Annotated in this window: 8 protein-coding genes (1 of these 8 cut by a window edge); 7 read left to right on the top strand and 1 reads right to left on the bottom strand. The window is 46.6% G+C overall.

What is annotated here, in order from left to right:
- Window positions 1-16: 16 nt before the first annotated feature.
- A complete protein-coding gene (locus NX720_RS09500) occupies window positions 17-229 on the top strand; it encodes a hypothetical protein (protein ID WP_262600881.1) in 213 nt (70 codons plus the stop codon).
- 44 nt (window positions 230-273) lie between these two features.
- Here NX720_RS09500 and NX720_RS09495 read toward each other — a convergent pair whose 3' ends face one another.
- Window positions 274-759, bottom strand: coding sequence for a hypothetical protein (locus NX720_RS09495; protein ID WP_262600880.1), 486 nt, complete (start codon window positions 757-759; stop codon window positions 274-276).
- Window positions 760-1,149: 390 nt separating this feature from the next.
- Between NX720_RS09495 and NX720_RS09490 the strand changes: the two genes are divergently transcribed.
- The 6 genes from NX720_RS09490 to NX720_RS09465 all read left to right on the top strand — a co-directional run.
- On the top strand, window positions 1,150-2,703 hold the full coding sequence (locus NX720_RS09490; protein ID WP_262596267.1) for a transposase: 1,554 nt from the start codon (window positions 1,150-1,152) through the stop codon (window positions 2,701-2,703).
- A gap of 487 nt (window positions 2,704-3,190) precedes the next feature.
- A complete protein-coding gene (locus tag NX720_RS09485) occupies window positions 3,191-3,364 on the top strand; it encodes a PhoU domain-containing protein (protein ID WP_262601558.1) in 174 nt (57 codons plus the stop codon).
- 299 nt (window positions 3,365-3,663) lie between these two features.
- Entirely contained in the window at window positions 3,664-4,587 is a 924-nt protein-coding gene (locus NX720_RS09480; protein WP_262600879.1) for a hypothetical protein, read from the top strand.
- 265 nt (window positions 4,588-4,852) lie between these two features.
- Window positions 4,853-7,021 (top strand): type I secretion system permease/ATPase, encoded by a 2,169-nt coding sequence (locus NX720_RS09475; RefSeq protein WP_262600878.1) that lies wholly within the window; start codon window positions 4,853-4,855, stop codon window positions 7,019-7,021.
- Between the two features lie 14 nt (window positions 7,022-7,035).
- Window positions 7,036-8,484, top strand: a complete 1,449-nt coding sequence (locus NX720_RS09470; protein ID WP_262600877.1) for an HlyD family type I secretion periplasmic adaptor subunit — start codon at window positions 7,036-7,038, stop codon at window positions 8,482-8,484.
- Window positions 8,485-8,801: 317 nt separating this feature from the next.
- On the top strand, window positions 8,802-13,347 hold the start of the coding sequence (locus NX720_RS09465; protein ID WP_262600876.1) for a VCBS domain-containing protein. Its footprint extends 23,714 nt past the window's final position; 4,546 of the gene's 28,260 nt are visible here — the first part of the coding sequence; its start codon is at window positions 8,802-8,804; the stop codon falls past the right edge of the window.

The following is a 13,347-nucleotide window of genomic DNA, read 5'->3' as shown; positions in this document are numbered from 1 at the left end:
ATAAAAAAATAAAATAATGAAATGGAAAGTTAAAATCAGTAACAGGGTAGACAGGAGAGCTCACAAAAAACGTTTTGAAAAGCGTTTCAGGAAAGTGTTAACCCTCGAAGCAGTCGCCAGTGGCGATACCTTCAGCGAGGGTAAAGCTAAGGGGATCGTCATCACTGCCATCAACATTACCGGCATTTCAGAGTACAAGCGCGCAGGTTCAACGAAAACCAACGGCTGAAGGCTTAAGTCTGTGCCATTGAGACAAGGATGTTTTCGTCAAAATCAGTGCTGAAGGGGGTCAACAAACAGCTTTTCAGGCAGCAGTCGTTTTACATTCGGAGTGAGTTGGGTGTAACGTTGCTCCGGGCTGGGGAGGTAATGTCCTGAATTATGATTCCAGCGGACTAATTTGCCTCCAAGAAACTCTAAATCTCCGGCGTATAAAGCATCGCGCCCTAAGGATACGGAGGCGTGTCCCTGAACCCCCAGCCGATAATCGTAATTTAAATTTGTTCGATCTGCTGCCACCATAACCTGTTGTGGATGGCTCGCCAGGATAACGTACACAAACAGGCCGTCAAAAAGTGGTGGAGGGCTAAGGTTCGTTCTGCCAAATAAGGGGCTCGGTAATAAATAGTAATTCTCTCCGCACTTTTCCAGCAGAAAAATATTGTACTCGTTCCCGGGTTTTTGTGGAAAGCTTCGCATCTTTAGTGGCGTTATCTTACTTAAGTCATCGAACAACTTTTCCAGATTAGGATAATTCATAAAAAACTCCTTTTTTAATTACTCCAATGAGTCAGACAGCGAGTCGGGGGAATCTTCCGGTGACTAGGAGCCTGACCGAGAATAGACTGCCCTACTGCGGCGGCAGTAGATTGGTCTGAAAATTTTCTGCCGTCCTCGCTACGGGCGCTATTCTCGGTCAGGCTCCTAGAATCATTGTCCCGCACTGTGTATTCGAAACATAAAGTTGCAGAACTACTGGATAGAGCAGGAAGAAGGCTGCTCGCGACAAGTGCAGATGCGGCTTTTAACAAACCTTGCGAAATTCTCCATCCATAGCCTCTCATTGGGAGCGGCGCGACCTTTGAACCTAAATTCAGCGGTTAACCCCTGAGCTAAACTCTAACCCTCAACAATATTGAGGGCTCGAAGATGGTTCGACCACCAAAACCCACTCCCCCAAAGGGTGAGTTGTCTGAAATGAAAAAAGATCCCTTATCCGTCAAACTCGAAGTCGATTCTTTCGACGGTAAAATTCATGTCGAGTGGGAGCCTGAAGCATCGGTCACCCCAATGGGACAGCTTCCTTTTTTTATACAGTTTTTAAAAACAGGTCACCGATTTGAACCCTGGATTAACGATTGCCCACTAACTTATAAAAGCCCAAACGCCCCTCAAAAAGTGGATGTGATTGGCTCATTAATGCTTTCCATTCTTTCAGGACATAAACGCTATGCGCATATCGGAACAATTATTGGTGATAAAGTAAACGCTCAGTTGCTCGGGATGAAAAAAATTGTCAGCGATGATTCTGCCAGGCGTGGTTTAAAGAAGATTGACGAAGATGAAGGCGTTGAATGGATGCAAAAACACCTCCATCTCTGTTTTGATCCGTTATTAACCATTCCATGGATTATGGATGTTGATGTTACCGTGAAAACCATTTATGGGCATCAGGAAGGAGCGGTTAATGGCTATAACCCACATAAGAAAGGGAGACCCTCTCATACTTACCACTCATATATGATGGCTAATCTTAAATTAATACTGGAGGTTGAAGTCAGACCCGGAAATCAAAGTCAAAGTAAATACTCTTTACCCGGTTTAATGGAGCTATTAAATCGACTTCCAAAACGCTGCTGGCCTGAATTTGTTCGTGGTGATTGTGATTGGGGAAGTGACCGGGTAATGAGCGAATTGGAAGATGCTGGTTGTCATTATCTTTTTAAAATGAAGAAGCACGACAACGTTAAGAAAGCCATAGGGAATGCACACTGTAGCGGAGGATGGGTAAAATACGACAACCATTGGGAGGGAAAAGAATCCGTAATTAAACTGTCAGGTTGGAAAAAAGAAAGACGCATAATTATTGTTCGAAGACGGCGTCCTGAAAATGAAATACCGATGTTGGAAAAAGGAATAAAAGAACGTCAACAAACGTTAGCATTAATAGAAGAGCCAGAAAATATAAAAGCTTACGAGTATTCGGTTCTGGTCACATCTCTTGATAATGATATAGTCTCGATCATTAATCATTATCGCAATAGGGCTGACTGTGAAAATAACTTTGATGAAATCAAAAACCAATGGGGCTGGGGCGGTTATGTAACAAAAGATATGGCAAGATGTCGAATGCTGGCCCGAATGGTTGCCTTGGTTTACAACTGGTGGACGCTATACGTTCGATTGAGTAATCCGGACTCCCATAAAGAATCAATTACCAGCCGTCCCTTATTAATGAGTTCAATTGGCAAGCTGACCCACTCTGGCAACCAAAAGAAAATAAAGCTGACAAGCCAGCATCGATGGATGTATAAAATTGCGAAATTACAAAGTGAACTGTGTGATTTTTTTGATTCAATCAAAAGTATCGCACCGCAGTTGAATCCAATTAACGCATGGTGTCGTATTTTAACGAAAGCGGTCTCAAAATTTTTGAAAAAAGGGCAGGTTATTACGATGCAACCATTAATTCGATCGGGCTAATGACTTAAAAAAACGCTGCTCAGAACCGTGAGAAGCTATTCCTAATGGCATGGCTCAGTGGCGTTCAACTGCTGAATTTAGGTTGAAGGTTTGGATGGAGATGGATAGCGAGGCTTGCGTAGAGCAAGCCCATGTACTAACTTCAGTGCACTGCGAAACCCTGCATAATGGGCTTGGCGGCTGAGACAACAGCCTACTCGACAGACAGATAAGCCTCTGGAAAAATACTCAAGCGTCACCGTTGCTGGACTAACTACGAGAAACAAATCAGGAAAACACAACCGTTTTCTGGCTTCTACCGCCGATGCGCTGGGACACAGCGTATGTGTAAAGAGTTCCCCTGTCGTGGTTCGGCAACCTGTACGACAGAGAGAGACTATGTTATTTGACATAGTGGGTCGTACGTAATTCCCGATTAGAAGCCCCCACTAGAATCGGCTTGCCAATTTAGTGGAGGGAGTATGTCACTCCAGTAATAAACGTTCTCCTGCCAGAGAAATATTTGCGTTTGGTGCCGGCCTGTACCAAGGCTTCGACCGATCTTGAGCGCATTGGCGACCACGCCCGTAATATTGCTGAATACGTGATTTACCTGGTGAAGGGTAAAGACGTTCGGCATATCGGTATCAAACGCATTCAGGCGGAAGTGTTTGATAAATAATCGAGTCTGAATAACGGCGCTTTACATGGCTGGAAGATCAACTATGTTAACGAGCAATAAAAAAACCTGAGATACCCTGCTCTACGGAGCTTCACAGGTACTACCTTCGGGAACGTTTTATGCTTGTACGTTTGCATGATTTTCTAACACTTTGTTGCAAAATAGTGTTTCTGCCAATTCTGCTTTCTGCCACGGATGGGTACTGTTTTTCAAATTATCAAACGGGGGACCGTGAAGCTGTTCTGCTTGCTTTTGTTGCCCCCTTTCTTAGTTACCATTGGGGCCGGACTCAGAAGGCATTGATAAAACCAAAATGTGGAATCAATGTAGAGCCTGACGATACCCATGACCTGCGTAAGAAAAACAGTCGATACCGGGGGTGTGTACTGATGTTGTCAGGCTCATATACCATTGACCGGTCGCTGGTTCTCAGAAACATCCTGATGAGCAGCGATACAAACACTCACGATGGCGTTTCCCGATACATTGGCGTTTCTGTTATTCCAGATGAAAAAGGACAAACCGGACATCCTGTTGTTGCGAAAGCGTTATTATCTTCTCCCGGGAGCATACCCATAGCACCTGCCAGACTGATCTTAAAAGGCGATGACATACCTTCCCTGATATTGGGTGATGAAGGCGCTATCAATGGAGTTGCCATAGACTCATCGTATCTTTACCCGGATGATCAGGGGGGCTGGCCAATAGAGATTGTTTACCGAAGTCAGTCTGTCAGAAGGGCGTCTGACCTGATCTATCAGGATGTTAACTTTTTAAATACTCAATATCTGGCAAACTATGGTGACGTATTGGCAAGACAGATTCCTTCAACGTCACCCGGAAAAATCAGTAGTGCGTCAGGAGTTTCAAAATCAAGAAAAAGGAATAATGCCTATAAAAAGCCTCCAAGTGACACGAAACGCCAACTCCATCCGGCCCTCCGACCCAACGAAGATTATAATTTAGGTCATGTTGTCTCTCTACCGGCGGGAGGAGGTGGTGATGACAGAGATAACAACAGTAGGAAGAATCAAAAAAAACGCCTTCAGGAATTGCGTGCCATCATTCAGAAAATCAACAAGGCTCAAGTCAATGGTGATGAGCAGTCAGCAGGTGAATACAAGGCTGAGTTTTCTGAGCTTTGGGACTCCACCGATGACTGGGTCAAAGGTCAGTTCCGGGAACAAAACCCCGGTATTCTGGAACAGTACAATCTTATTTAAACGTAACCATCATACGGATATTTTTGTTGCCAGGCCCGGGGTGCCCAACCACTTCCTTTTGCCAGAGAAATATTGTTCGCCTGTTCAGTTATTTGACGGCAACGACCAGTTTTTTTAAAAAGAAAAAGATTGTGACAGCAGGTACAAGAGCAGTCTTTTAACGGCTATCGTCATTACTAATAAAGTTGATTCTTTTTTACTTTTTTACAGAGAGTCAATTTTAGAAAGCAGTCTGTTTTAATTTCGTATTCATTGGCAGGGATCCATGGATCAGACAATTGCAGCAACTGAGGAATGGGGCGTACCAGAGCGAGACCAACTGGAGTTTGATCCTTTACTGGAGTGCCTGGCTTTCCTGACACGTCATTACGGCAAACCCTATTCTCACGATTCCCTCAGGGCAGGACTACCTCTTGAAGAGGGGTTGTTTAATGCCGATCTGTTTATGCGCTCAGCGAGTCGTGCTGGTTTGGCCAGTAAGGTACATAAACGGGAACTGGAGGATATTTCCCCACTGGTTACCCCCGTGGTTTTGTTCCTTAAGAAGCGCAAAGCCTGTGTTCTACTGGATATCGATCACGAAGAAGGTTGTGCCAGAGTGGTTCTGCCTGAAACAGGTGAAGGCGTTAAGCGTCTTTCTCTGGACGATCTTGCTGAGCATTATACCGGTTATGCGATTTACATTCGGGAAAAACACCGTTACGACAAGCGCAGCCCGACCACGCTGAATGTGAAATCCCGGCACTGGTTCTGGGGAACCATTCTTGGTTCCTGGCGCATTTACCGTGATGTATTGCTGGCTTCCCTGATGATCAACCTGTTCGTTGTCGCAAGCCCACTGTTTGTGATGAATGTGTACGATCGGGTGGTACCCAATCAGGCCTTCGATACCCTTTGGGTGCTGGCCGTGGGGGCGATTATCGTGTTCAGCTTCGACTTCATTCTAAAAATGATTCGAAGTTACTTTATTGATCTGGCAGGGAAAAAGTCCGATATCCTGCTGTCGTCCAGAATCATGGAACGGGTTCTGGGATTAAGCATGTCAGCGCGTCCAGCCTCTGTTGGTTCTTTTGCCAAGAACCTTCAGGACTTTGAAAGTATTCGGGAATTTATTACTTCTTCAACCGTTACGGCCCTGGTTGATTTGCCTTTTACCTTTATCATTTTGATGGTTATTTTCATGCTGGGTGGGCCGCTCGCCTTTATCCCCCTGTTCTGCATGTTCCTTATAGGTGTGTACAGTTTTGCTATTCAGGGGCCTTTGCGCCGTTCGGTTGAAAAGACCCTGCGTTCTAATTCCCAGAAAAGCGCCACGTTGATTGAAAGTCTGACAGGCATGGAAGCGCTAAAAATTGCCCAGGCTGAAAGTGACATACAGTACAAATGGGAGAAGTCTGTTGGTCATATTGCCACCTGGAGCATACGCACTAAATTACTGAGTTCATCGGCATCAACGGTCAGCGCCTATGTTCAGCAAATGTGTAACATTGGGCTGGTGGCTATGGGGGTTTTCCTGATTTCAGAAGGTGAGTTGAGCATGGGGGGGCTGATTGCCACCGTTATGCTGGCAGGTCGCTGCCTTGCTCCTATGGCTCAGGTAGCGGGTCTGGCGACACGATACAACCAGGCAAAATCTGCCCTTGATGGTTTGAATCAGGTGATGGGAATGCCTGTTGAACGTCATGAAGACCGGGATTATGTCAATCGCCCGGAACTGAAAGGCAGCATTGAGTTTGACCAGGTTGACTTCACCTATCCTGAGCAGGAAATTCAGGCACTTCGTGGTATTTCCCTCAATATTAAGGCGGGTGAAAAAGTGGCTATCATCGGGCGTATTGGCTCAGGAAAAACAACCATTGAAAAGCTGATTCTCGGCCTTTATGAGCCAGAAAATGGCGCGATTCGAATTGATGGTATCGATCTGAGACAGCTTAACCCAACGGACCTGCGTAGCAGTATTGGTTGTGTGTCTCAGGACATTACCCTGTTCTACGGTTCCATCAAAGATAACATCACTCTGGGTGCCAGCTTTGTTGATGATGAGGCTTTGCTGAAAGCAGCTGAAATTGCTGGTGTTACCGAGTTTGCCAATAAGCACCCGAATGGCATGGACATGATGGTAGGAGAGCGTGGACAGAATCTTTCCGGAGGCCAGAGACAGAGTATTGCTCTGGCAAGAGCCTTGTTGATGGATCCACCGATTCTGGTGCTCGATGAACCCTCCAGCTCCATGGACAATACCACTGAACAGCGCATGAAAGAGCAGCTCAAGACGCGCTGCAAGGATAAAACCATTGTTCTTGTTACTCACAAGGCGTCCATGCTGAATATGGTGGACAGACTGGTGGTGGTGGATAACGGCAAAGTGGTCGCAGACGGACCCAAAGACCAGGTACATGCTGCTCTGAAGCAGGGCAAGTTGAAGATTGAATAACCAATGGTATTCCAATGAGCGATCAAAAGGACACTGGTCCAGACAAGCAGAATGAGCAGCAGGCCCTGCAGGAGCAGGACGTTCTGGAGCCTGATGAAGCGGTAGCTGAGGCTGATGGAGAAGATATTGCTGAATCTTCTCTGGAAGAGCATGTAAAGCCTGAAGACCTGGAATACATGTCAGATACCAGCGCTGCCATGCTGATGAAAACACCGAAAGGTGGCCGGCTGCTGATTTACATGATGCTCTTGGCTGTCTTTTCAGCCGTTATCTGGGCGAGTGTGGCCGAACTTGACGAAATCACCCGTGGCATGGGTAAAGTCATTCCCTCATCCCGGTTGCAGGTGGTTCAGAACCTTGAAGGCGGTATTCTTCAGGAGCTTTATGTTCAGGAAGGGGAGCTGGTTGAAGAAGGGCAGTTACTGCTCAGGCTGGACGATACCCGCTTTCGTTCCACTTACCGGGAAAGTGCTGTTGAGTATTACAGTGAACTGGCCAGGGCGGCACGTCTGAAAGCCGAGCTGAGTGGTAAAGATATCTATTTCCCGTCAGAGCTCGATGATTATCGCGAGTACATTGAGCGTGAAGAAACCATATACGAAAATCGGAAAGCAGGCTTGAGGGCAGAGCTGGATATTGCCAATCGCCAGTCCAGTCAGGCAAAGCATGAATTGTCTGCGTCAGAAGCCCAGCTGGAATTTCTTACAACCAGTCATGAGCTGGGAGAAGAAGAACTGGAATTAACCAAACCCCTTGCTAAACAGGGTGTGGTGTCTCATGTAGAGATGATTCAGTTAAAGCAGCGGGTTAATGAGCTTGCTTCCGAGAGAAAAATGACGGAACTGTCTATTCCCAAATTAAAGTCAGCCTATCAGGAAGCACTGGCCCGTAAACGAGAGCTGACGGTTAAATTCAGGGAAGAAGTGGTTCAGGAGCTAAGAGAAACAGAATTAAAGCTTGATCAGATGACAGAGTCGCATACCAGTCTTGAAGATCAGGTAAACCGTACACTGGTTCGTTCACCGGTTCCCGGTATTGTTAAGAAAATCAACATTAATACCATTGGTGGTGTTATTCAGCCAGGTATGGATTTGCTGGAGATTGTTCCGGTTGAAGATAACCTGCTTATTGAAGCGGAAATCAGCCCTAAGGATATCGGCTTCTTACGGGAAGGTATGCCTTCGGTCGTGAAATTAACCGCTTATGATTTTGCTATCTATGGTGGCCTGGAAGGAACACTGGAACATATTGGTGCCGATACGGTTGAAAACGAAAAAGGTGAAAGCTTTTACGTTGTCCATATTCGCACAGACAAAAATTATCTTGGAAATGAAGAAACACAACTGGAAATTATTCCGGGAATGAAAACCAATGTAGATATCCTTACCGGAAAGAAAACGTTAATGGATTATTTGCTTAAACCTATCTTGAAAGCCAAACAGAATGCATTAACTGAGCGATGAGTACTGTTGTTTAGCTGTAAGAAATTATTCAAATCAACTCCAAACCATTTCTCCGAACTCTATCGATAGCAACTATATGGATTTTTAAACAAAAAAACACATAGTTGCTATCGATATTTCTATTTTAATTTCAATTTACTATATCAAGAAGAACACATTGCACGCATATATCTGGCTATTCTGAAATTAATAAACGTTTTATTGATTTTTAATAAAGGTGCGAAGGGAATTCGCCCTGCCCTGCGTTTCACTTTCCTGCCATAACGCATCATTCGAATTCCCATTGCTCCTATGGATTGAGAGCGAGCATAAACAATATGAACTCTAATTCAGGAAGCTCTACGCCTGTTATCGGTGAAATCACAGCGGCTACAGGTACAGTCATTGTTATTAAACCGGATGGAACTCAAAAAGTTCTCGAAGAAGGGTCAAAAGTTTATCTTAATGACCGGGTTGTTACAGAGAATGGGGGTTCTGTTGTTATTACAACAACTAACAACCAGGTCATGGCGCTGGGCGCACAGCAGCAACTTATTCTCACTGATAGCATGCTGTCCACAACGGATGATGAATTCGATGAGGACCTGTCTTTTGAAGAAGTTCAGGCCGCTATTGCAGAGGGCGCTGACCCTGCCGCTGTTGCACAGGCTGCCGCCGCAGGAGATGAACCGGGATCTTCTGACGAAGGAAGTTCTGATGTAGTAACGGTTCAGCGTAAACCCCCTCCTGAGATACCGATTATTGAAAATGAGGGCAATTTGCAGAGAGAGTTAAAGTCGGGTGACGATCCTTCTGAAGCGGCTGCTGAAACAGAGGAGGCAGCGGCTGCAATTAGTCAACCTGATGATCAGCTCGAAGAGGAGGCTGAAAAATCTGACCGGATTTCCTACAAACCAATAGCCCAAACCTCTGAGGTAGTTACCACCGAAGATGCCTCCGTGCTTAAGGGGCAGTTGTATGCAACTGATGAGAACCCTAACGAAATAATTACGTTCTCCCTTATCTCTCTGCCAGAAGCTGGTTCTCTCAGACTTGCTGCTGATGGTTCCTTTGAGTTCAGCCCGGAAGGCGATTTTGAATATCTGGCAGAAGGCGAAAACGAGACCGTTACTTTTGTATTTGAGGTCACAGACTCTCAGGGAAATAAGAGTCAGGCGTCTGTTGATATAAAAATAGAAGGCATCAATGATACACCTGAGGTTGAAGCACCCATTGTTCTTGATGCTACTCAGAATGATGACAGCGTTAACTTAAATCTCCTGCAGAATGCCAGTGACACGGATATCACTGATGAACTCTCAGTTACCAGTCTGCGTCTGGTTGCCGGTAATGAAGCGGGCGTCAGCATTGGTGAAGACGGCTCTGAGCTGGTTATTGATCCTGCGGCTTATAAGTACCTTGCTGTTGGAGAGACGGAAACCCTTACCTATGAATACCGGGTAATGGACTCACAGGGCGATTACACCACTCAAACCGCTACCATCACTCTGGCTGGAAGTAATGACCTGCCAGTGATCGATAATGCCGTTGTATTGAGGACTGACCAGAATTCGGCATTACAGGATATTGATCTGCTTGCAGGTGCCAGCGATGTCGATGGCACAGACACGATAAATGTGGTGAATCTGCAACTGACAGCGGGTGATCCGGTAGGGGTCACCGTTTCTGATGATGGAAACAGCCTCTCACTGGATGCGTCCGGTTATGATCATCTGGCGGCCGGTGAGTCAGAAACCCTTGAGTACACCTATGAGGTTGATGATGGTCATGGCGAAACGGTCAGTCAGACCGCTTCAGTAACAATCGAAGGCCGCAACGATACCCCTGAAGACATACAGCTCAATAATACTGCCGTTGATGAAAATGCTACAGGCGCTGTTATAGGGACTCTCTCGACTACCGATATCGATGTTTCCGATACTCACACCTACACAGTGGATGATAGCCGGTTTGAAATTGTAGATAACGAACTCCGGCTGAAAACGGGTATCTTCCTTGACCATGAAGCAGAAGAAACGGTCACTGTTAACGTAACTACGACTGATAACAACGGAGCTGCTTTTTCTGAGTCATTTACTGTCAATGTCAATGACATCAATGAAGCACCGGAGACTGCTGCCAGTTCTCAAACCATACAGGAAGACACCCTGTATCGTTTTAAACTCACCGATTTCCCCTACAGCGATACGGATGACGGGGACATTCTTGAGTCGGTACTTATTGATGCGTTGCCCGCTAAAGGTGTTATTGAACTGAATGGTAGTGCCATCAGTGCCGGTGATGAGATCAGCCGTGCAGACATCGAAGCGGGCAAACTAACCTTCCTGCCTGATGTCCATGAAAGCGCTACGGATTATGCCAGCTTCCAGTTCCGGGTAAACGACGGTGAGCTTTCATCTTCTCCGCAGGCATTTACCTTCTCTGTTACTCCGGTTGTTGATGCTGCTGAGTTATCCCTGAACCTTCCGGATGCAGTGACCCCAGCCTATGACTACAGCATCAGCAGCTTTGAAGATGCTCCTGTTTCTTTAGAGCTGAGCCAGTCTCTGGTAGACACTGATGGTTCTGAAAGCATCAGCCTGAAGCTGTCAGGTTTGCCTGCTGACAGCGTTTTAACGGACGGCACCAACACGGCTATCTCTGACGGCAGTGATCTTGATATCAGCAGCTGGCAACTCAGCCAGTTGCAGATGACGCCACCGGCTAACAGTAATGAAGACTTAACGCTGACGTTTACTTCCACAACCACTGAGACGGCAACCGGAGAAACAGCTTCCGTCGTCAAGAGTCTGCATATTGACCTGATTCCGGTTAATGACGCTCCGGAAACGGTCAGTGCTGCGGCAACTATAGATGAAGATACGCCTTATATTTTCTCATCCAGTGACTTTGCATTCACTGATATTGATACCGGGGATGCCTTTGAAGGTATACAGATTGCCAAGCTCCCTGCTGCAGGGAAACTGTTATACAACGGTTCAGAGGTCACTGTTGGCCAGGATGTCTCAAAGCTGGATTTGCTTTCAGGACGTTTAAAGTTTGAGCCGGCTCTTAATGAAAGCGGTGAGAATTATGCGTCGTTTGAATTTAAAGTTGGCGATGGTGAACTTCTTTCGGAAGCCGTCAGTTTTGGAGTCGATGTTACGCCGGTCAACGATGCGCCCGATATCCCGACCGCATCAGTATCACAACTAGACTTTACCTTTGGTGGTGCCTATATCGACGAGACTTCCCACGCCCATACGCTGCCGGAAGATTATGAGTTTGGTGAGCACTTCTGGGTGTTGCAATTATCAAGCAGTTACACCAGAGGGGTTAAAGTTGAAATCAATGAGAATGATGATGGCTCCCTGAACGTAAAAGCACTGGCTGCCAGGTATGTAACGAGCAGCGTCTGGAACAGCATCGCAGAAGACCAGCAGGGTAGCTATTTTGATACTCAGGGCAGCAACCAGCATCTGGCAACTTCGAGTGATGCAGCGGGATTTGGAATACAAAATGTGTCCATTAACGGTGGCCCCATCGTTAATGGCTACGTTGACTCCACTAATGGTGTGGATGTTGTTAACAATAACCTGATCATTGAAGAAAACAGTGCCAATGACTCAGTGGTTGCCACCATCACTGCCACCGACGTCGAAGGCGATACACTCACCTATAGTCTGACAAACAATGCTGACGGGCGCTTTGCTATCAACAGCAGTTCCGGAGAAATCACCGTTGCCGATGGTTCCCGGCTGAATCACGAAGACAGTGCCAGTCACTCAATTACGGTAAAAATCAGCGATGGCGAAGGTGGAGTTACCACCAGAAACTACACGGTTAATATTTCTGACCAGAGTGAAGCCGCCATTATCGACGGTGAAGATATTACCAGTGTCACAGAAGACGATGCCAGCCTGCTGACAACCAGTGGCACTCTGGATCTAACGGAGCAGGACGAGGGTGAAGACAGCTTCGTTGCAGAGACGGTCACCGGCAGCTATGGCTCTCTGACGATTGATGCCAGCGGCAACTGGAACTATTCAGCGGATAACAGCCAGTCAGCTATCCAGGCACTGGGCGACGGTGACAGCCTGACCGAAACGATTACGGTTCAGTCACTGGATGGAACGACCAAAGATATTGTTATTACCATCAATGGTACCAACGATCTTGCCGTGATCAGTGGGGCGGACACAGTCAGCATTTCAGAAGACGACGCAGCAACATTAACGGCTTCTGGCGTACTTTCTGTTACCGATACTGATACTGGCGAAGCTTTATTTACCGCAGTAACCGTACCAGGCACTTACGGCTCTCTGACGATTGGTGCTAACGGTCACTGGAACTACTCTGCAGATAACTCTCAGGTAGCTATCCAGACACTGGGCGACGGTGACAGCCTGACTGAAACCATAACGGTTCAGTCAGTGGATGGTACGGCCAAAGAAATTGTTATTACCATCAATGGTACTAATGATGTGGCAGTGATTGGTGGGGTTGATACCGCTTCTGTCACAGAAGCCGACGCTGCTACATTAACGGCTTCCGGTGCGCTGACCGTTTCTGATGTTGATACCGGTGAAGCCAGCTTTACCGTAGAAACTGTCACGGGAACTTACGGTTCCCTGACCATTGATGCCAATGGTAACTGGAGTTATTCCGCGGACAGCAGCCAGGCAGCGGTTCAGGCACTGGCCGATGGTGACAGCCTGACGGAAACCATCACGGTTAAGTCCTTCGATAACACCACCCACGATATTGTTATCACCATCAATGGCACCAACGATGCAGCCATCATTGGTGGTGTTGATACCGCCACTGTCACAGAAGACGACGCTGCTACATTAATGACTTCCGGTACGCTGACCATTTCTGATG

It is taken from the genome of Endozoicomonas euniceicola (assembly GCF_025562755.1).
GTDB classification, from domain to species: domain Bacteria; phylum Pseudomonadota; class Gammaproteobacteria; order Pseudomonadales; family Endozoicomonadaceae; genus Endozoicomonas_A; species Endozoicomonas_A euniceicola.
This window is presented reverse-complemented; position numbering and strand designations above follow the sequence as displayed.

Excerpts from the sequence above, each read along its gene's own strand:
- NX720_RS09500 (WP_262600881.1), top strand. The coding sequence starts at position 17 with ATGAAATGGAAAGTTAAAATCAGTAACAGGGTAGACAGGAGAGCTCAC.
- NX720_RS09495 (WP_262600880.1), bottom strand. The coding sequence starts at position 759 with ATGAATTATCCTAATCTGGAAAAGTTGTTCGATGACTTAAGTAAGATA.
- NX720_RS09490 (WP_262596267.1), top strand. The coding sequence starts at position 1,150 with ATGGTTCGACCACCAAAACCCACTCCCCCAAAGGGTGAGTTGTCTGAA.
- NX720_RS09475 (WP_262600878.1), top strand. The coding sequence starts at position 4,853 with ATGGATCAGACAATTGCAGCAACTGAGGAATGGGGCGTACCAGAGCGA.
- NX720_RS09470 (WP_262600877.1), top strand. The coding sequence starts at position 7,036 with ATGAGCGATCAAAAGGACACTGGTCCAGACAAGCAGAATGAGCAGCAG.